A 21,181-nucleotide genomic window follows, 5' to 3' on the forward strand; every position below is an offset into this window, starting at 1 on the left:
ATTTGCTAGTCAAAAACTAATACTTAGTACATTATAAAAAATTTTTTATCCATCATTAATTTAAAGAAAAAAAACAATGTTAGAATATGGTAGTTTTAATAGTCTGCTAGATAAAAATGAATTTAGAGTACTTGATACAGGTCAGAAAATTGAGTTTTTGGTCAAAAAAGACATATTCTCTGTAGGATATAGAGGGGAAACAGAATATAACAAATACAGTTGTATCGATTTATCAAAATTAAATTTTAAAATATTTAAAAATGAGGTTTTCAAAATATGGGAATTTTATGAATCAAATAATTATTGTTTTCACTTAAATCCATTAGTGGTATTAGATGCTATAAGTGGTTTAAATTCGTCAATAACTTTGTCCTACGATTATCAACAGAAAAATCAAGAAATCGACTTTCAACTTGATATTTGTATTAATGACAACCAAAAACTCGAATACCTCCGTGATAAAATTAAAAATTATAACCCTTTTTCGAATAAAGAAATTATCATTGAGTATTCACACAGAACAGATTTTTTCGAATTTGACAATAATGAAGAAACTAATTTTCCAGAAAAATATCCTAAGTTCATAATTGAATGGATTCATGGTTATTATGGTGGTCAGCAATTCAACCCTAGATTATATTCCTATCTAGAAGAATACTTTGAGGAATCAATGGAAATGCATATTACAAATTTTTGCTTATATAAAATTAGAGAAATACAGGGTCTAAACAAACCAATGAAAAAAGCAATCTTTACAACACCTCTCCAAATTGTTCAATTACTTGCACACCCAAAGGTAGGAATGCTAAATGAGATTAGTTTAGATCTTAATACACAAGAAGCGATTGCAAATATCTTAAATGCGATAACAGCCGTTAATACTCAAAATCTAAGACAGAGCATTGGGATGCTAAACAAGAAAACTAGTCAACAATCCAAGTCTTATTTTGACAATGAAAAGAAGATAGAGGCTTTTTTAAATACTATTTTGTAGTTGTTCTTGTAGTACTACACAGAACAAAATTTAGATAAGATGGACATAATATTGAGCAATCAAAACTCAATATTATGCATAAAAAAATCATTCAACTTCACGACATTGACCCGACTACTTTAGTTGATAATATCGTATCTCAATTCAACACAAGAATTGACCAATTAGAAAAATCTCTCAACCCTCCTAAATCAGAATGGATTACACGCCAACAAGCAGGGAAATTGCTTGGTGTTAGTTTAGTGACTATAAATGATTGGTCAAATAAAGGCATTTTGAAACGCTACCACATAGGCGGAAGAGTTAAATACAAACTTCAAGAGATTGAAAACACTTTAAATTCTAGCAGGGATGAGAGTGTTTCATAATGGAAACTTCCAAGATATTAAGCTGGTCAAATTTTTACGCCAATTTCACAAAAATCCTAGATTTATTTGTGCGTCTGCAAGCGGAGTAAAACTTTGGGGTTTTAGGGGTGAAACCCCTAATGCAAAAAAGCCACCTATTAAAGGTAGCTTTTGTAATCGCATTTGCAATCGTTGTAGGTTGTCTCTTCAGGCATTGCCTACCAAACAAAGATAGTCAAATGCTCGAAACTGTTAAGGTTGACAGCCTAAAAATTCGTGTTCCTAGGCACAAAGTTGAATATATTGACCCAACTTTTGCGCAAGAATATCAGAAAGTATTCATTACTACTGGAGAATTAGAAAATCATGTCAATTTAGACAAGCACAAAGTGAACATTGAGAATGGTATCACTACACGTATCGCAGTTTTTCATTGCTTAACTGGACAATTTGCTGAGGAACAAATAATTATTCAATGCAACGCCAAACAATTAAAAGAAAAATACTTTCAAGGGATAAATAATGAAACCATTATTGATTTGTATAACTACATCATAAGTTTAAAAATAATTTATTTATCAATTGACACCTTTTTAAATGCATACGTTAGTGACATTGACTTCTGTTATGATGTAAATGTGTCAGTAAAATCAATGATAGAAGCAAATGCAGAAATTCATAGAAAAATTAACCCTAGCTGTTATCGATACGTTTCTAAGCCATTTAGAAGAGAGAAAGAAAACGTCGGTATTCAATTCAATACTCGAGAAAAAGCAACACCCGCCAAACCTTATGTTAAAATATATCATAAAACGCTTGAGTTAGAAACTCAGAGTAGTTTATTTTCTCAAACCTATCTTAAAAATCAAAATTTCAAAAATATAGGAAGATTAGAATTTACTTTAAAGAATGCTAAACACAAAAAATATCTAGACCTACAATTCCAAAGTCTTAAAGATTTACTTGACCTAAATCAAGATGTACTTGAAAAGATAATTTTTTCCGGCATTATGAAGTACATAGAGCGAAAAATCATTCTAAGAGAGTTTAAAGACTTATCACCCACTGATAGACTACTATTACATTTTATGAATAGAACAATAAATAAAGGTGATGACAAAGAGATGCTGTATGCTTCATTAAACATCTTTGACAATCCACAAGAGCGTTCAAGGATGAAGAAAAAATTGATTCAATTAATAGAAAATGTTGATGATAAAGATAGATTGGTCGCTAATCGTGAAACATTGAACTTTTTACGTGTTCTAAAGCTAAATTTTGAGTAGCCAAAACCCGAGCTATGATGCTCGGGTATCCATCTACAAATACGTATAAATTAATTGTCAGGATATTTTAGAAAATGTAGCCAAAATTAAATTCATACCGACATTTACAAACCTATTCCCGAAATATCGATAAACTTCGGGTATTTACATACATATTTGTATAAAAACAAAATCTATTTAAATTAGTTTGCAATTTGGAGAATTGCAATTACTAAAACTTAGAACCCCGTTGTTTTACTGGAATCCTCAACCACAAAAACTCATTTAAAAATTTTTGCAATTCATTGAATTGCAACCATACTAACAACCAAAGTCCCTGTTTTTAAAGACTTTAGTATAATTAAAAAAATGGACGCATCCTTTTACAAGGCTTTTGCAATTTGGAAAATTGCAAGTACTAAAACATAAAACCTCTTTGTTATGCTGGAATCTTCACTCTCAAAAACTTATTTAAAAATTTTTGCAATTCATAAAATTGCAAAACTAATGACATTTATAAACCTCATTGTTTTATAGACTTTAATGCATCAAAAAAACAATTACAACCTACGACGCAACTTGATAAGTTGCTGGGTTGCAATATATCAAGTTACCACCCAGTAACGGTCTTGTATGAAAAGTAGCGCTGAAAATAAGCGATAATTTTCGGATGAAACACAAGCCGAATTTTTAACTTTTACTATGTATCTTTTTAATTGGAAATCGTGAAATTTAAAAATTTGGCAACTTCCTAAAAATGCCCGAACCCTTTTTTTAGCAAAGGCTCTCGCTATTTTTTATATTCGTTTTTGTGCATAGTGCTTTCGCGTTCTGCTTGGTTTTCCGATAGTATTATTCAGTTCTAATGTGAGCGTTGGCAAGCCATACTCTTTTATAATTTTTGGTGTAGCGTTGGCTTATTTTATAAGGCTGAAATTTCTATATACAAATCTTTTAAATGCTCATTTCCCATATCCAATATCGGCTCGTACATAAATGAATTTAAATGAATGTTTTCAGGTGTCATTAAGTTTACTTGTTCTAATAAATCAATAATTATTAATTCTGCTGGAAAAAGCTCCACATATTTCGCAAATAACACTGACGTTTGATGTTTAGTAATAGAATTAACAAAAGCATTATCATTTATTTTATTAATCATAAATATCTCTGCTTTTAACCTTATCCCAATTGCAAGTGTTATTTTATTTTCAAGTTCTATTATTTCATCAGTCCCAACTGAAATTGTATCAGCCGTCTCAAATATCAAATCCGTTACTAACTTATTTGGATTTGCTAACGTAAGTGTGTGTTTATCTTTAAGAATTTCCTTAAATATAATTTGAAGGTCACTAATTTTTATATTCGCCGTATCTGATTTGATATGCAACAAAGAAGTTAGTTTTAGAAAATTAACTTCGTCTCCTGTAAACTCTGCTAAATTTCTAATAAATGGAATAGAAGCAATAAGCATTTCAGGTTTATCTAAATGTTCTTTCCAATAATCAAAAGGATTATTTTGATATAATTCTTGTTTAAGAATTATATTACTACCTGTTTTTATAGAATTTAATTTGTGTCTTCTTTCCATATCAAGTCTACTTGAAATGGTTCTAAAGAAATCGTAATTATGACTTAAAACTATTTGATTGAAAATACTATGATTTGAAATATCTTTTAAATACTCAATAATAGCATATTTATTTTTGTAGTCGAAGGAATCAGCGATATCATCAATTATAAATATTGTTTTCTGTAAGTCTTTAAGACGTGCCTGAACCTCAAAAATTATATTTAAAATGTATAATGCTCGTTTTTCTCCATTGCTTAAAACATTATGTAGTTTGCTTTCGTCTATTTCACATTTATCTGCATTATCTATAAATTCAAAAACAATGCTTGGTCCGTTTCTTTTAAGAATTACGTCCTCTTGATTTTTAACTTTAAGTTTAAAAGGAACTGAAAAACGCTTGTTGAAAATACCAATTACAGTTCTCCAATCTGTTTCTTCTAATTTTGCTTGTGCAACAATTTTTTCAATTTCTTCTTTCCCTTTATTGTATTCGGAATCTAAATCTAAAAAAAGTTGCTTAAATTCTTTTAAATAAGAAACCCAAATTTTTTGCTTAAATCCATTAATATTTGGTAATTCAGGAAGTATTTTTTGATTGGCAAGTAAATAATCTCTAAAGTCCTTTAATTCGATGTTTTTTGTCAAAGCATTATCTATATCATTAAATGCTTTTAATAAATCGGGGTTGTTTAAAATTGCGTCCTTTTCAGCTTGAATTATTTCAGTTAATTCTTCTTCGGTAGAAATTTGTTTTTTATCAGTTTCGGCATTTAATATCAACGAATGTTTTGCTTTGAAAAAACCATTATCTTTTAGATTTTTGGCAATTGTTGAAGCATTATTATGATTAAAAACACCTTTTTGGAAATAGGTGGAGGTATCTACTAAATCATTGTATTTTTCAATGTATTCTTGAAGTTTGGTCTTAAAGTCTTTTGTCTCAAGAAATGCTATTACTTTTTGACTAAACACTTTGGAATAAACAATATCAGAAAATTCAGCTTCAGTTTCGTCGTTGACTTCTGTTTTAACTCTACCTATTGCCTTGAAAAAATCCGTAGAGTAAGAAGTGAAATCTGTTGAAAATTCTGCATCTACACCTTTTTTAAGTCCTGATTTAGATATTAATTCTTTTGTTAGAGTATCTTTTTTTTCATTAATATTTAAGTGTATTTCATCATACCTTTCTTTTAGTTCTTTATTAACTAATAACGTTGATAATTTTTGAGACTTAAAGGCTTCGTTATAAGGAACAATTACAAATATTTCCTCTGGCTTTAGTTCGTCTCCATTTTCGTCAGTAATTATTCTTTTATTAATTCTTGCTGGAAAAATTGAATCTTTTGAGGGGTTTGAGTTACTAAAGTCCATAAAAGTATTCGCAAATGAAGTTTTCATTGTTCCATTCGGTGCATAAATTGCATATGTGCTTTTTACGCTAAAGTCAAAATCATATTTCAGTTGCTTAATTCCGTAACAATTTTCAAATTCAATTTTTAATTTTGTCATATTTATTAAAGTCGATTTTTTCTTTCACAAGTTACATTTTTTTGAGCTTTGTCAAAAAACAGCTCTATTGGTTTTTTCAGCGTTGGCTTATGTGTCGGCAAAAAAATAATGTACTGTTTGTGTGGTGGCGTTTTTAGTTCAAATGTTCAATTTTAGCACGATTTCCGCATTATGCAAAACAAGGGTATAATGATTCTATTGGATTTAGGACCTTTCAAAACAGCATAAAACCTAATGCAATGATTTTGCAATTCGTAAAATTGCAACCTAGCAACCCAACTTGATAAGTTGCTGGGTTGCAACTCATAAAATTGAAAGGTTACTTACGAACGAAACCTCTTACAAAACTCGACTTGGAAAGAGTTGCAATTACTTGCAATCTATCGTAACCTAATCTACGAATTTTTAAAATTTTCATCATTTATATTTTATAATGAAACAATTACGCTATCAGAAAGTTATCATAGAAATAATTAAATTAGCTCATTTAAATCATCCTCTGAAAAAAAAATTCGTTAGCAAAAGTTACTTTATTTTTTCATCAAGTGAGATAATTAAAAATTTAATATGATTATTTTGGCAAAAAAATATAATTTGATAGCACAAATAAGGCAAAAGCAAAAAATATATTCGGAAAGTACAGATAGTCAATCTCAGAAAAGATTAGGTCAGTATTTTACTGATTCTCCTATAGCTGAGTTTATGAGTTCTCTCATTAATTTAGATAATTTAAATCCAGATAATGTCAAACTATTAGACTGTGGAGCTGGTTACGGAATGTTAACCACATCCACTGCCCTACATCTGTTAAATAATGGTATTAATAATTTAGATGTTACGGTCTACGAATTAGATGACAATTTAATTGAACACCTAAATGTAGTTTTAGAAGGAATTAAAGAAAAATTTAAATTCGCGAATAAACAGTTTAGTTATACAATAATAAATGATGACTTTGTAGTATTAAGACCTGATATCAATAATAAACAAAAATTCGATATTTCAGTAATAAACCCGCCTTACTTTAAATACTCTGCAAAAAATTCAATTTACTCCAAAAAAACAGCTGATTTATTCAAAGGAGAACCAAATATATACGCATCATTTATTGCAATTACTATTTCAGCTCTAAATACAAATGGTCAAATTGTTTGTATTTCTCCTAGAAGTTTTTTAAACGGATTATATTTTAAGAGCTTTAGAAAATTTTTATTAAATAATTCTAGAATAGATTTGATACATATTTTTAATTCTAGAAATGAAGTTTTTGCTGATTCTAAAATATTGCAAGAGAACGTTATTTTTAAATTAACTAAAACACAAAAACAATATCCTCAAGTAACAATTTCAAGTTCAAAAAATATTCATGACTTAGACAATCCGACTATCGCTAAATATCCTAAAGACATAATCATAGATGTCAGTAACAGTGAAGAAATTATCCGAGTTCCAGAAAGAGAGATTGACTTTCGTACTTTACAAAAAGCTAATGTATTACCCTCAACATTTAGTGAAGAGGGATATTTTATTTCCACAGGACCAGTTGTTGAACATAGAACGCAAGAATATTTAACACTTAAACACCATAAACCCAATCAAGTGCCATTACTAAAAGCTCATAATGTTTCTGTAGGTGGTATATCTTGGGATGGAAATAGCAAAAAGGATATTTCATTCAGACTTCTCCCATACTCTCACAAGCACCTACTTCTTAATAAGAAATACTTAATATTAAAACGTTTTACATCAAAAGAAGAAAAAAGGAGACTAGTTGCTGGAATTTATAATCCGATCAATGGAAACGAATTTATAGCAATTACAAATAAATTAAATTATATAGGTCGAGCAGATACAAACCTAACAAATGATGAAGCTTTAGGTCTTGCCGTACTGTTTAATTCTGAGTTCATGGATAATTATTATAGATGTATTTCAGGAAATACACAAGTAAATGCTACTGATATAAGAATAATGAAAATTCCAACAAGAGACCAGATTATTCAACTTGGAAAAAATGTCCGTAAGATTAATATTCTCAACTATGTTAACATCGAAAACTCCTTAAAAAAAATATTGAATGATAGAGAATCAAATGAAAAAACTTGAAGAGGCTAAGAAAATACTCAAAGCTTTGCAGCTTCCAAGCCAGCAAACAAATAATCGTTCTGCTTGGGTTTTTTTAGCATTAGCAGGTTTAGAACCTAACAATAATTGGAATGAAGCTAAAGCATTACTACTTCCTACCCATTTGATTATGGCATTTATTCGTATTGCTTATGGGATGAATTACAAGCCTAATAGCAGAGAAACAATTCGGAGACAAACTCTCCATCAATTTGAACAAGCTAGACTTATTGATAGGAATAGAGACAATCCGAAAAGACCAACAAATAGTAAAGACAATAACTATTCGCTAAATCAACCCATAATAGATATTTTAAAAGAATTTCCTGATGGTGATTGGGAAAGTAAAGTCAAGGAATTTCTTAAAAAATCGCCAAGCTTGAAAGAAGAGTATAAAAAGAAACGAAATTTAAACAAAATTCCATTAAAACTTCCAAACGGAAAGAAACTGAATTTATCACCAGGAAAACACAATCAATTGCATGCTGATATTATACATGAATTTTGCCCACGTTTTATTGGGAAAGATGGTGTTGTATTATATGTTGGAGATACTGCTAGTAGCAGAGCGGAAGAAGGTGGTAAATTTATGCATTTAGAATCTGATTATTTACAAATCCTTGGAGTTACACCAATGTCACATGACAAACTTCCTGATATTGTAGTTTACGATGTTAAAAGAAATTGGTTAATTCTTATTGAGGCCGTTACTAGTCATGGACCTATCTCTCCTAAGAGATGGAAAGAATTAGAGAAAGCTTTAAAAGGTTGCAAAATCGGTAAAGTCTATGTAACTGCATTCCCTGACAATAAAGAGTTCAAGAACAATGTAGATAAAATAGCTTGGGAGACTGAAGTATGGCTTGCAGATAAACCAGATCACATGATACATTTTAATGGAGATAGGTTTTTAGGTCCACATCAATAAAACTAATAAATTCCTTTAGAGAGGAAGCTATATACGTACAAATGTAAGTACACAAAAAAACAAAATCCTTGCAACAAACTCTTTTCAAGTCTGTTACAAGGATTAAAAGTTGTCCCACTAGGACTCGAACCTAGAATGACGGTACCAAAAACCGGAGTGTTACCATTACACCATGGGACAATACTTCTGTTAACTCCCAAAATAATTTTGGTTCGTTAAGCGGATGCAAATTTAATACATTCTTTAATTTAGACAAACATTTTTATTGTAAAAAATTAAGGAATTAATATTTCAGCTTAAAATAACATAGTTTCCTTTACGTTAGGGAGTTTTACTACTTGGGATAGACTATTTATTAGTAAATTCGTTCCCAACAAAATTTGAAAGAAATATGGGTGCATTTACATTCAAGAAATGGAACATTATTTTAGGTTGGTTTGTCTTCGCCGTTGCCCTGATTACTTACTGGCTCACGGTAGAACCCACGGCAAGTTTTTGGGATGCGGGAGAATATATTACCACCGCAAGTAATCTTGAAGTTGGACATCCTCCAGGAGCTCCATTGTACCAATTAATGGGTGCTTTTTTCTCTATTTTTGCAATGGAACCATCAAATATTGCGCTTACCATTAACTTAATGTCCGTTTTTGCGAGTGCATTTACCATCTTGTTTATGTTTTGGTCTGTAACGATATTATTGACCAATATCGTTACAAAAAATAGCGAATTGAATTCAACTAATGAAAAGGCAATTCTAGGCGCAGCAGCTGTTGCAGCGTTGTCTTTTACGTTTACTGATAGCTTTTGGTACAGTGCGGTTGAAGCCGAAGTATATGCAATGGCAGCCTTTATAATGAGTGTTTTATTTTATGCAGCATTGCGCTGGGAACGCGAGATGAACACACCCCGAGGCGACAAGTGGCTCATCTTGATTGCGTTTGTTGTGGGACTTAGTTTTGGAGTTCACTTTATGGGATTATTGACAATCCCGGCTATTGGGTTTCTATACTTCTTTAAAAATTACAAGAAAGTAACGGTTAAAAATTTCATCATTGCCAATGTCGTTACTGTTGCAATTTTGCTATTTATCTTTAAATTACTGCTTCCGAGTACGTTGAAATTTTTTAGTGCGAGTGAGCTCTTTTTCGTCAATACGATGGGAATGCCTTTTAATTCGGGAACACTTATCGCAGGTATTCTTTTTATTACCGCATTCTATTTCGGCTTAAGATATACGCGTAGCAAAAACTTTGTTCAGCTTAATACTATTTTGCTTTGTACATTATTTATTCTTATTGGATTTTCAAGTTGGTTGATGCTACCTGTGCGTGCAAATGCAGGGACGGTAATCAATGAGAATAATCCGAATAATGCCAGAGAATTATTAGCTTATTACAACAGAGAACAATATCCCGAAACGCATTTATTTTACGGCCCACAGTTTACCGAAGATTATGTAGGACTGGATGATAACAATCCATTTTTAGACGACAAACCTAAATACGAAAAGGATTTGGAGACTAATAAATATGTGATTGTAAATGACGTAAAAAACGCAAAGCAAAATTTTGACGATGACCAAAAAGCGTTTTTACCTCGTATGTGGAGTATTGAACACAGTGCCAATTATATGGAAATTACGGGTGCTGTTAATTTTGAAATAAAACCAGAATTTAGAAACGAGCAAATGCTGGTTGATGAAGTGGATAAGTTTAGAGCAGCCTACGACAAAGGACTTGTGGATAGCGAAGATTATGACAAGTTTTTGAAACAATTCAGCCCCTATTTTGATATTGAAAAACCTTCTGTCTTCCAAAACTTAGGATACATGTTTGAGTATCAATTTGGATACATGTACTGGCGTTATTTTATGTGGAATTTTACCGGAAAGCAGGACGATATTCAAGGTCGCTATGATAATCTCCACGGAAATTGGATAAGCGGAATACCCTTTATTGACCAATTACGTTTAGGGAATCAAAAAAATATTCCAACAATGGACTTGGAAAACAAGGGCCGTAATACCTACTTCTTCCTTCCACTCATTATTGGAATTTTAGGGCTGGTTTTCCACGCAAAAAACGACACAAAAAGTTTTTGGGTACTGCTGGTGTTTTTCCTTTTTACAGGTCTTGCGTTAAAAGTGTACCTCAACGAACGACCCTTTGAGCCAAGGGAACGTGACTATGCGCTGGTTGGTTCGTTTTATGTTTTTGCCATTTGGATAGGGTATGGCGTTTATGCTTTATATGAAATTTTAAAAGAGTACATAAATCCAAAAGTGGCATTACCCGTTGTACTTGCCATTACTACGCTTGCGTCTCCCGTATTGTTAGCTTCACAAAACTGGGATGATCATGACCGTTCCAATAGATACACAGCACAATCGATGGCACGAATGTATCTAGACAGTATTGACGAAAATGGAATCATTTTTACCATCGGGGACAACGACACATTTGCACTCTGGTACTTACAGAATATTGAAGGCTATCGTCGCGATGTTCGCGTTATCAACACAGCACTTTTTGCGACAGATTGGTACATTGACGACATGAAAAAGAAAGCGTTTGAGAGTGATCCGATTCCCTCGCAATTAACGCACGATAAATATAAATGGGGTTCTAGAGATTATGTAATATTTCAGGAAACGAAAAAAGATACTGTTGATATAAAAACGTGGATGAACTTTGTTGCAGACGACAGTCCAGTGACAAAATATCAAATTCCACGAAGCGGTCAAGTTGTAAATACATTTCCGGCTAAAAACATTACACTTCCCGTTAACAAAGAAAATGTATTGAAAAATGGTATCGTTCCACAAAAGGATGCAGATGAAATTGTAGATGAAATCACTATTAGCTTTGACGGCGATGTAATCTATAAAAATAGACTGTTAATGCTAGATATCATAGCAAACAACAATTGGGAACGCCCCATTTATTTTTCCGGCGGAAGTTTTGGAGACGATGACTATTTATGGATGAAAGATTATTTACAATTAGATGGAGTCGTTTACAAATTGGTTCCCGTTAAAACCGAAGTTGATAAAGACAATCCTTTTGATATGGGACGTATTGACAGCGATAAAATGTACGACCTTGTTAAAAGTTGGGATTGGGGTAACAGTGGTGATCCAGACATTTATCACGACGTAGAAACTAGAAGAAACGGTCTTACGTACAGAAGTAACATTGCAAGACTTGCCGAAACTTTAATCAATGAAAATAAATTAGGCAAAGCCGAAGAAATACTCGACCTCGCAATGGAAAAAATGCCCGTTGACAAATTTGAATTTTACTCTTTATTGGAACCTTATGTCTTAGGGTATTACGAAGTGGGCAAACCCGAAAAAGGAAAAGAAATTTACGACCAACTCAAAGTTATTTACCAAGAGAAACTACTTTATTTTAGTAGTCTAAAAACAAAAGAGCAAATAGATTTGAGAAGAGAAATTTATACCGATATGGAACGCTATCGTGCGCTTGTAAACATTCTTTTAGAAAAGGATAATCGCGAAATGGCCGAAAGGGAAGCGAATCAATTTAATGGTTTTATCAAACTTTTCCCTTATTTATATTCTCCAGACGAAGGGATCAATCTAGATGAGCAACCCAAAGAGCAGGTAGATATGACCATCCCGCTAGACTCCACATTATTGGAATTAATCGAAGAGGAAGCTACAAATATTGAGAATTGAAAATCTAAATTTTAAAAATATAAGGGTTAAAAGTTAAGCTGAAATCTCACTAACTTTTAACCCTTAGTTATTTCATTAAACTTCTACATTAAAGATAAAATGAATTCATTATTGGCACATCCACCTCAGCTCATTCAGCGATTGTTCGCTAAAAGAGTATGGTCACAACCCAATAATGAAAACGCCGTATATCTCACTTTTGATGACGGTCCCATCCCCGAAGTAACTCCTTGGGTTCTTGAAACATTAGCAACCTACAATGCCAAAGCTACTTTTTTTTGCATTGGCGAAAACATTAAAAAAAATCCTTCAATATTTGCTGAAATTTTAAACAATGGTCACACCGTGGGCAATCATACCCAGCATCATTTAAATGGCTGGAAAACTAATTTTGAAATGTATGTGCAAGATGTCACCACATTTGAAGAAACCGTTTCAAATTTGAAAATTGAAAATTCAAAAGTCTCAAATCTATTTAGACCTCCCTATGGTAAAATGACCTCTAGACAGGCAAATGAAATATTAAAAAAAGGGTATAAAATAATTATGTGGAATGTGCTAAGTATGGATTATGACGCTAACATTTCAGAAGAAAAATGCCTGGAAAATGTTTTGAAAAGATTAAATCCAGGAAGTATTGTTGTTTTTCACGATAGCCTAAAGGCAGAAAAAAACCTTAGATACGCGCTTCCAAAAGTTCTAGCAGCATGCCAATCACAAGGTTTTAAATTAAATACATTGAAATAATCTTCAACGGATATTACACATATTCCTTCACAAGTCCAATTAAAGTACTGGCATCTTGCTCTCCACTTTGGCGCCATTTCATTTCTCCGTTCTTATAAATCATAAGTGTGGGAAGTCCTTTCACTCTAAGAGCTTCGGCGAGTTCTGCGTTTTTTTCAACATCAATTTTTATTACGCGGGCCTTATCACCCAGCGCAGCCGCAACGTCACGTAAAACGGGATTCATGGATTTACATGCTTCGTCCCATTCATTATAAAAGTCCAACAATACAGGGACTTTAGTTTCAATTAATTCTCCAAATTTTGACATTTGATTTAACTTTTGCGTAACGGTTATATTACAAATATAGCATTTATGACTTAATAAAATGCACTACGCAATTTTCCCTTTCTTTTTTAACGTAATCACCGTTATCTCTGGCCACATTCCTACTCTTCCCGGATATCCAAGATAGCCAAAACCGCGATTAACATGAATATAACGACCAAACTCTTCATAGAGCCCCGCCCAATTTTCGTATCTATATTTTACGGGACTCCACTTAAACCAGCCGGGAATATCAATCCCAAATTGCATTCCGTGCGTGTGCCCGCTCAACGTGAGCTGTATGTTTTGAGGATTTTGTTTTACCTGTGCCTGCCAGTGCGAGGGATCATGGCTCATTAAAATTTTAAAGTCGGAAACGTTACAACCCTCACATGTTTTGCCAAGATTACCCGCCTTTTTAAAACCTCCAGCACCCCAATTTTCAACACCTAATAATTTTATAGATTGTCCATTGCGCGAGATGGTTCGGTTTTCATTGAGTAGTAAATCCCAACCCATATTGCGTTGTAGTTTTTTTAATTTTTCTAAATTAAGAAATTGCTCTTCAGGAGTTTCCCATTCCACATAATCGCCATAATCATGATTTCCCAACACAGAAAACACACCATCAGGAGCTTTCAAACTTCCGAAGATATCTGTATAAGGTTGCATCTCGTCTGCAATATTATTAACCAAATCTCCCGTAAACAAGATGACATCACTTTGTTGTTCGTTTGCTAAATTAACGGCATATTTTACTTTTTCAATATTGTCAAAACTCCCGCTGTGCACATCGCTAATTTGAGTGAGGGTATATCCATGAAATTCTTCTGGGAGGTCATCAAATTCAATCGCATATTTTAAAACTTTGTAGTTATATTTTCCCTTTACCATTCCGTAAAGCAAGCCAGCAAAAGGGATGGCTGCGATTCCTAACGCGATGGTGCTTACAAACTTTCGGCGAGAAGGGATATAAAAAGACTCGTCTCCACCCCCTATTTTTGAAAAAATACCAACAAAAAGCCGAATGATATCCTCACCAAACATAAAAATGATGATGAGCATTTTTGGTACAAAAAAGGCAAGGAACAAACCAAAATAATACATTCCGCCCGGCGACATCATTCTACTCGTTCCAGACTTACTGAGTTGGACAATCAATAAAACTAGAACCGCCAATGAACTTAAAACATAGACCCATTGAATGATTGAATTTCGCGTTAGCGTTTTTACGGCTTGAAATGCATAAATATCAATTAGAATATAGATTGCAATGAAAATTATCCAGCGATGCATAGCATATTTTTGTTCAAAGATACCTATATAATAAAATTCAAAAAATGTACAGTGATCTATAATTATAATTTCCTTTCGTATCTTTTCAATCTGTAACAACCACACATGAAAAATATATTTTTTTTGTTAACATTATTAGCTTTTCTATCGAGCTGTAATGAGCATAAAACCAAAACAGAATATACAGCAGCAGAAAAAGGCAAACCCCTCACTTCTTATGTAAACAACTTCATTGGCACTGGTGGTCATGGGCATACATATCCCGGGGCAACAATGCCTTTTGGGATGGTGCAATTGAGTCCTGACACACGTCTTGACGGCTGGGATGGATGTAGTGGCTATCATTATGATGACAGCTATATTTATGGATTTTCGCACACACATTTAAGTGGAACCGGTGTAAGCGATTATGGCGATATTTTACTAGCGCCAACAAACGAAATCAACTTTAATAATGGCTCTAATGGTAAAAAAGGATACGGTTCAACATTTTCCCACGGAAATGAAAAAGCCTCACCCGGTTATTATAAAGTCCACCTCGACGATTCAAATATTGATGTAGAATTAACCGTAACCGAAAGAGCCGGAATGCACAAATACAGCTATCCTTCAGCTGAAAATCAAGTTCTGATTTTAGATTTAGTCCATCGAGATAAAGTATTGGATGCTAATATTGAAGTTATCTCGAATACCGAAATCCAAGGGTATCGTTTTTCAGAAGCTTGGGCGTCTGACCAACGGGTATTTTTTAATATTAAGTCATCGCATACTTTTGAAGATATGCTACAATCTCCTCCTGAACATGGAATGGCTGCCGGAAGAAAAATCGCATTGAAGTTTCAAAACCCAAATAATGAACCTGTGTTTATTTCAGTGGGAATTTCCGCAGTAAATGTAGAAGGCGCAAAGAAAAACAGAGAGACTGAAATAGGTTCAAAATCATTCATAAAAATCAAAGAAGAAGCCAGCCAAAAGTGGGAGGATCAATTAAGTAAAATTGTGATTGAAGATAGTAACGTTGACAATAAAACAATTTTTTATTCGGCATTATACCACACCATGATTGCTCCCAACATCTATGAAGATGTAGATGGTAAGTATCGAGGGATGGATAATGAAATTCACGAAGCCAAGGATTTTGATTACTACACCGTATTTTCTTTATGGGATACTTATCGCGCTGCGCACCCACTATACACCATAATTGAACAAGAACGCACCAACGATTTTGTAAACACAATGCTCGCAAAATATGATGAAGGTGGAGTTATTCCCATTTGGGATTTGAGCGCAAATTACACAGGTTGTATGATTGGCTACCACGGCGTTCCCGTAATCGCAGACGCCTATTTAAAAGGCATAAAAGGGTATGATACGGAGAAAGCGTTCATTGCAATCAAACACAGCGCCATGGAAAACAGGCTGGGTTTGAGCGCTTACAAAAAGACTGGATTTATCCCAATGGAAGAAGAAAGTGAGAGCGTTTCAAAAACGCTGGAATACGCGTACGATGATTGGACAATTGCTCAAATGGCAAAAGAAATGGGTAAAACCGAAGACTACAAACTGTTTAGTGAGCGCGCTCAATCGTATAAAAATTTATTTAATCCTGCTACCGGGTTTCTACAGGGTCGGTTTAACAATACGTGGTTTGGACCCTTTGACCCCTACGAGGTCAACTTTAATTACACCGAGGCCAATGCTTGGCAATACAGTTTGTATGCGCCACAGGACGTTACCGGGCTAATGCAACTCATGGGTGGAAAACCTCAATTGGAAAAACACCTTGACAATCTGTTTTCTGCCAAGGCCGAAACATCGGGGAGAAATCAGGCAGATATTACGGGATTGATAGGTCAATATGCTCACGGAAATGAGCCAAGTCATCACATGGCGTACCTCTATAATTTTGTCAACAAGCCTGAAAAAACACAAAAATTAGTTAGAGAAATTTTGACCACATTGTACAAAAATAAACCCGATGGAATTAGTGGTAACGAGGACTGCGGGCAAATGAGCGCTTGGTATGTTTTTAGCTCCTTAGGCTTTTATCCCGTCACTCCAGGGAGCAATCAATATATTATTGGCGCACCTTTATTTGAAAAGGCAACCATCCATCTTGAAAACGGAAACCAGTTTAATGTGATTGCAAATAATGTTTCCGAAGAAAATAAATACATCGCTTCTGCCCAATTAAACGGTAATCCTTTAAACAGAAGTTTTCTATGTCATTCTGAAATTTTAAAAGGTGGAAATCTCGTTTTCAATATGACAAATACACCCAGCGATTGGGGGACAAAAGACACCGAAATTCCCACCACCGAAATTAAAGAACACCAAATTTTATTAACTCCGTTTATTTCAAAAGGAGAAGTAGCTTTTAAAAATGAAACTACGATTGCACTCGATGTAAATTCAGAAAATGCTCAAATATTTTACAGCCTTGACGATGGGGTATTTCAGCAATATTCTCAACCTTTTGAAATTTCAGAAAAAAGGACTTTAAAAACATTTTCAAAAAAAGGAAATCAAAAAAGTGAAACTTTAACCACCCAATTTTATAAAATAGATGCTGCGTTGAGTATTGAGTTAGAAAACGAATTTGCCAACGAATATAATGGTGGCGGCAACAATGCGCTCATTGATGGCATTCGTGGCGCAAAAGACTTTAGAACAGGAGCATGGCAAGGCTATTGGGGGAAAGATGTGATTGCAACAGTAGACAGAGGGTCCGCAAAAATGATACAAACAGTTAGCGTTAACTTTTTGGAGGACCAAGGGAGTTGGATTTTTTTTCCTACAAATGTGCAATGTTATGTTGCGGGGCCGGATAAAAAATTTAGATTATCCAGAGAACGCGCGATAGAAAAAGGAACTAAAAATGATGATCCACGAATTAAAACCATCAGTTTCACCATTAGAAAACCGAACATACAATACATAAAAATCGTAGCAAAAAACTATGGCGCATTACCATCTTGGCATCTGGGCTACCAACAAGGAAATGCTTGGACTTTTGTAGATGAAATAGAAATTAAATGAAAAGAAGAAAATTTATACAAAATGCTGCATTAGGGAGCGTGGGCGTAACGCTTGGCCCGACAGCTATGGCTTGCAACGAAACTTCAAAAAAAGAATTTTCAGCATTGAAAGACATTGAAGATTCAAAGGCTACATTACCCGTAGTCATTGCCACTTGGAATGTACATAAAGCCACCGAAAAAGCATGGAAAGAACTTGAAAATGGAGCTTCGGCGCTAGATGCAATTATTGCTGGATGTGGCGTAGAAGAAGCAGATGCAAAGGGGCAAACTGTTGGTATTGGTGGACTTCCAGACCGTGAAGGACGAGTAACACTTGATGCATGTGTTATGAATGAAAAAGGAGAATATGGAGCGGTAGTCTGTATGGAAAACATTATGCATCCCATAGCTGTTGCAAAAAAAGTGATGGAGGAAACGCCACATGTTATGCTCGCTGGAAAAGGTGCAGAGGACTTTGCAGTATCGCAAGGTTTTAAAAGAGTCAATCTCCTTACTGATGCTTCAAAAAAAGCTTGGGAGGAATGGAAATTGACATCCGAATATCAACCCATTATTAATATAGAAAATCATGATACTATTGGTATGCTAGCCATTGATAAAAACGGAACTATTTCTGGTGGTTGCACTACTAGCGGACTTGCTTATAAAATGGCTGGGCGTGTGGGTGATTCAGCTATTATTGGTAGCGGACTTTTTGTAGACAATGAAGTGGGGGCCGCTACTGCTACTGGATTGGGTGAAGAAGTTTTAAAAACAGTAGGAAGTTTTTTAATTGTAGAATTAATGCGACAGGGAAAATCACCCCAAGAAGCCTGCGAAGAGGCAATTAAAAGAATTATAAAAAACACTCCTAATTTCGAAGATTTTCAAGTGGGTTATATTGCTGTAAACAAAAAAGGTGAAACTGGGGCTTATGCCATCCATCAAGGTTTTTGGACCACTACTTATCAAAATGGCAAAAATGAAAACGTGCAGCCAGGTTTCTATAATAAAAAGGGCTAAATAAAAACATAACTAATTAAAAATCAGAGTATAAATTCCTACGTAGTTACACGTATTTTTACTATTTGAGAAAAATCTTACAAATAAGCATTCTATTTTTATTTAATTTTGTTTGACATAAGTAGGTTGATACTTTAAAGTATTAATCAAATTTGGGGCGAAAAGTCATCACACCTGTGATGGCTTTTCCATTTTAGGGTATTTTGAAATAGAAGAGCACTTTAGTATTTACTTATAAATTATTCTTGACACTTAATTTATCATTTGTATCTAACTAGAATTTAGTAAATTCACAATACCAACCATCATCTATTCCCTTTGAAAGTAATATATATTTTACTACTCCCTATTTTCTGTCTCGCCCAACAAGAAAGAGAAGTGGATTCGCTTTTAAAAGTGGCGAATAACCTTCCTACTGTTAAGGAAAAATTTGACTATTTGTGCACGATTCCCAATACACAGCGCTATGCAAGCCACACCATTGCATTTATAAAAGAGGCTGAACGCGTTGCCAAAGACGTGAACAACGAAGACTATTTGGCACTTACCTACTACTATTACGCCAATTACTACTATTACAATGCAAAGCTAGATTCATCATTGCATTATATTGAAAAAGCGAAGCCGTCGCTCTCTGCAACTAGGCAACCTCTGGTAAATGCTTCGTTAATTTCAACCGAGGGTGGTGTATATCAAATGAAAGGCAATATGCCTTTATCAATTTCAAAAACAATAGAATCTCAACAATTACTGGACAAAATTGACACGATTCCACTTTCCGAAGAAGAACGCAGGCGTTATAAAATGATGAGTTTGTCAACGCTCAATAGTTTGGCAAATTATTATAATAGTATAGACGAATATGAAAAAGCCATTTCCTATTACGATATGGGATATTCAACAGCACTACAAAACAATTTATACATGTATGCCGGAGTTTTTGTCAATAATAAAGGCGATGTGTTTTTAAAGAAAAATCAATTTCAGAAAGCACTTGAGGCATTTTTGGAAGGAAAAGCTTTAAAAGAAAAAGGAAATGCGCAAGAGCGTATTATTAAAAATTCAGATTTAAATATAGGAGTTGCGTACACCGGATTGAACGAAAATGAAAAAGCACTCCCATACTTGGAAGATGTTGTTGGGTTTTATAGAAAGAATAATATTACAACTATGCTTGCCGAATCTCTCTACTACCAAGGAAACCTATTCTTAAATATTAAGGATTTTAAAGGTGCCGAAACCTCTTGTGAAGAAGCAAAAAAACTTGCCATGGCAGACTCCAATCTTGAAATACTTAAAAAAGCGTGCGATTGCCTATATCAAGGATATAAAGCCACATCAAATTATGATTTGGCACTCGAAAACCACGAACTGTATTTAAAGACAAAAGACAGTATTTTTAATGAAAAGAACGTTAAAAAACAAACCGAACAAGAACTACAATACGAATTCAATAAAACCGAAGAACTACGAACAGCCCAAATAAAAGCGAAAGAAAATGAAAGCAAACTGTACTCAATTTTAGCTTTTGTTGGTTTTGCGTTTGCTTCGTTTTTAGGTTTTTTCTTTTATAAAAACAGAAAGAAAAATTTCCTATTAGCCAAACAAAAAAAGCTGCTCGAAGCTTCGGTAGATGAAAAAAACATTCTTTTAAGAGAAACGCATCATCGTGTAAAAAATAGTTTTCAAATGGTGAGTTCGCTACTCTTTATTCAGAGTGAAACCGCTCAAGATGCCGAAGCAAAAATAGCCATCAAAGAAGCTCAAAATAGAGTGCGCTCCATGGTACTCATTCACCAAAAATTGTACAGCAAAGACAAATTAGTTGGTATTGACAGTAAAGAATACATTGAGGACTTTACGAAAGACGTGATTGAAAGTCACCAATTTGAAGCTACAAAACTTAAATTTGAAGTTGAATCTCAATCGTTGTTGCTTGATATTGAAACCATTACACCGTTGGGGTTAATTTTAAATGAGCTGATAACAAACGTATTAAAACATGCATTCAATCCCGTGACCGAAGATAGCTTATTACACATTTCGTTTAAAAAAGAAGGCGAAACCTTAGTATTGACGGTCACAGACAACGGAAAAGGAATGCCAGCAAAAATCAAAGAAAGTTCATTCGGACTTCAATTGATCGAAGGACTTTGCAAAAAGCTAAAAGCCTCCATTACATTATTAGCAGCAAGTCCAAAAGGAACAGAAGCAAAAGTAGTCATGAAACGTTTTGAAATCCTTTAAAAACCCCGTTCACTAAAAATTATGCTTGTTGACTAAATAAATTCTCTCACTTCACTACTTATTAATAAATTGTAGCTTAAACGTAAAAACTGCTTGAA

General features: G+C 33.8%; 13 protein-coding genes and 1 tRNA gene. 10 read left to right on the top strand and 4 right to left on the bottom strand.

Annotated features, from left to right (window positions below):
• The first annotated feature begins 76 nt into the window (after window positions 1–76).
• The 3 genes from ACSHW7_RS01340 to ACSHW7_RS01350 all read left to right on the top strand — a co-directional run bounded on the left by ACSHW7_RS01340 (window position 77) and on the right by ACSHW7_RS01350 (window position 2,627).
• Window positions 77–994, top strand: coding sequence for a hypothetical protein (locus tag ACSHW7_RS01340; protein ID WP_435677517.1), 918 nt, complete (start codon window positions 77–79; stop codon window positions 992–994).
• Between the two features lie 74 nt (window positions 995–1,068).
• A complete protein-coding gene (locus ACSHW7_RS01345; RefSeq protein WP_435677518.1) occupies window positions 1,069–1,362 on the top strand; it encodes a helix-turn-helix domain-containing protein in 294 nt (97 codons plus the stop codon).
• A 119-nt stretch (window positions 1,363–1,481) separates the two neighbouring features.
• Window positions 1,482–2,627 (top strand): hypothetical protein, encoded by a 1,146-nt coding sequence (locus tag ACSHW7_RS01350; RefSeq protein ID WP_435677519.1) that lies wholly within the window; start codon window positions 1,482–1,484, stop codon window positions 2,625–2,627.
• 901 nt (window positions 2,628–3,528) lie between these two features.
• Here the strand turns inward: ACSHW7_RS01350 and ACSHW7_RS01355 are convergent.
• Window positions 3,529–5,688, bottom strand: coding sequence for a hypothetical protein (locus ACSHW7_RS01355; protein ID WP_435677520.1), 2,160 nt, complete (start codon window positions 5,686–5,688; stop codon window positions 3,529–3,531).
• Between the two features lie 567 nt (window positions 5,689–6,255).
• On the opposite strand from ACSHW7_RS01355, the gene ACSHW7_RS01360 reads away from it, so the two are divergent.
• Entirely contained in the window at window positions 6,256–7,794 is a 1,539-nt protein-coding gene (locus tag ACSHW7_RS01360) for an Eco57I restriction-modification methylase domain-containing protein (RefSeq protein WP_435677521.1), read from the top strand.
• Window positions 7,766–8,740 (top strand): BsuBI/PstI family type II restriction endonuclease, encoded by a 975-nt coding sequence (locus ACSHW7_RS01365; RefSeq protein WP_435677522.1) that lies wholly within the window; start codon window positions 7,766–7,768, stop codon window positions 8,738–8,740. The genes ACSHW7_RS01360 and ACSHW7_RS01365 overlap by 29 nt, the downstream gene beginning before the upstream one ends.
• Before the next feature lie 109 nt (window positions 8,741–8,849).
• Here ACSHW7_RS01365 and ACSHW7_RS01370 read toward each other — a convergent pair.
• Window positions 8,850–8,920, bottom strand: a tRNA-Gln gene (locus tag ACSHW7_RS01370).
• A gap of 211 nt (window positions 8,921–9,131) precedes the next feature.
• Here ACSHW7_RS01370 and ACSHW7_RS01375 point away from each other — a divergent pair.
• Together ACSHW7_RS01375 and ACSHW7_RS01380 are read left to right on the top strand one after the other, a co-directional pair.
• Window positions 9,132–12,440: a glycosyltransferase family 117 protein gene (locus ACSHW7_RS01375; RefSeq protein ID WP_435677523.1), complete on the top strand. Its 3,309-nt coding sequence runs from the start codon at window positions 9,132–9,134 to the stop codon at window positions 12,438–12,440.
• Between the two features lie 99 nt (window positions 12,441–12,539).
• Entirely contained in the window at window positions 12,540–13,187 is a 648-nt protein-coding gene (locus tag ACSHW7_RS01380) for a polysaccharide deacetylase family protein (RefSeq protein WP_435677524.1), read from the top strand.
• A gap of 13 nt (window positions 13,188–13,200) precedes the next feature.
• Here ACSHW7_RS01380 and ACSHW7_RS01385 read toward each other — a convergent pair whose 3' ends face one another.
• On the bottom strand, window positions 13,201–13,497 hold the full coding sequence (locus tag ACSHW7_RS01385) for a thioredoxin family protein (protein ID WP_435677525.1): 297 nt from the start codon (window positions 13,495–13,497) through the stop codon (window positions 13,201–13,203).
• Window positions 13,498–13,560: 63 nt separating this feature from the next.
• On the bottom strand, window positions 13,561–14,790 hold the full coding sequence (locus ACSHW7_RS01390; protein WP_435677526.1) for a metallophosphoesterase: 1,230 nt from the start codon (window positions 14,788–14,790) through the stop codon (window positions 13,561–13,563).
• A gap of 105 nt (window positions 14,791–14,895) precedes the next feature.
• On the opposite strand from ACSHW7_RS01390, the gene ACSHW7_RS01395 reads away from it, so the two are divergent.
• The 3 genes from ACSHW7_RS01395 (at window position 14,896) to ACSHW7_RS01405 (ending at window position 21,083) form a co-directional block, all read left to right on the top strand.
• On the top strand, window positions 14,896–17,832 hold the full coding sequence (locus ACSHW7_RS01395) for a GH92 family glycosyl hydrolase (protein ID WP_435677527.1): 2,937 nt from the start codon (window positions 14,896–14,898) through the stop codon (window positions 17,830–17,832).
• Window positions 17,829–18,836, top strand: a complete 1,008-nt coding sequence (locus tag ACSHW7_RS01400) for a N(4)-(beta-N-acetylglucosaminyl)-L-asparaginase (RefSeq protein WP_435677528.1) — start codon at window positions 17,829–17,831, stop codon at window positions 18,834–18,836. Before ACSHW7_RS01395 ends, ACSHW7_RS01400 begins: the two co-directional genes overlap by 4 nt.
• 318 nt (window positions 18,837–19,154) lie before the next feature.
• Window positions 19,155–21,083 carry a tetratricopeptide repeat-containing sensor histidine kinase gene (locus ACSHW7_RS01405; RefSeq protein ID WP_435677529.1) on the top strand — a complete coding sequence of 643 codons (1,929 nt, stop codon included), beginning with the start codon at window positions 19,155–19,157 and terminating at the stop codon, window positions 21,081–21,083.
• Window positions 21,084–21,181: the final 98 nt, after the last annotated feature.

This window comes from Patiriisocius sp. (assembly GCF_051252435.1).
GTDB lineage: Bacteria > Bacteroidota > Bacteroidia > Flavobacteriales > Flavobacteriaceae > Patiriisocius.

Bases quoted from the DNA above. Each gene is read 5' to 3' on its own strand.
- ACSHW7_RS01365 (WP_435677522.1), top strand. From the start codon at position 7,766: ATGATAGAGAATCAAATGAAAAAACTTGAAGAGGCTAAGAAAATACTC.
- ACSHW7_RS01390 (WP_435677526.1), bottom strand. From the start codon at position 14,790: ATGCATCGCTGGATAATTTTCATTGCAATCTATATTCTAATTGATATT.
- ACSHW7_RS01350 (WP_435677519.1), top strand. From the start codon at position 1,482: ATGCAAAAAAGCCACCTATTAAAGGTAGCTTTTGTAATCGCATTTGCA.
- ACSHW7_RS01400 (WP_435677528.1), top strand. From the start codon at position 17,829: ATGAAAAGAAGAAAATTTATACAAAATGCTGCATTAGGGAGCGTGGGC.
- ACSHW7_RS01340 (WP_435677517.1), top strand. From the start codon at position 77: ATGTTAGAATATGGTAGTTTTAATAGTCTGCTAGATAAAAATGAATTT.
- ACSHW7_RS01395 (WP_435677527.1), top strand. From the start codon at position 14,896: ATGAAAAATATATTTTTTTTGTTAACATTATTAGCTTTTCTATCGAGC.
- ACSHW7_RS01375 (WP_435677523.1), top strand. From the start codon at position 9,132: ATGGGTGCATTTACATTCAAGAAATGGAACATTATTTTAGGTTGGTTT.
- ACSHW7_RS01385 (WP_435677525.1), bottom strand. From the start codon at position 13,497: ATGTCAAAATTTGGAGAATTAATTGAAACTAAAGTCCCTGTATTGTTG.
- ACSHW7_RS01345 (WP_435677518.1), top strand. From the start codon at position 1,069: ATGCATAAAAAAATCATTCAACTTCACGACATTGACCCGACTACTTTA.
- ACSHW7_RS01360 (WP_435677521.1), top strand. From the start codon at position 6,256: ATGATTATTTTGGCAAAAAAATATAATTTGATAGCACAAATAAGGCAA.
- ACSHW7_RS01355 (WP_435677520.1), bottom strand. From the start codon at position 5,688: ATGACAAAATTAAAAATTGAATTTGAAAATTGTTACGGAATTAAGCAA.
- ACSHW7_RS01380 (WP_435677524.1), top strand. From the start codon at position 12,540: ATGAATTCATTATTGGCACATCCACCTCAGCTCATTCAGCGATTGTTC.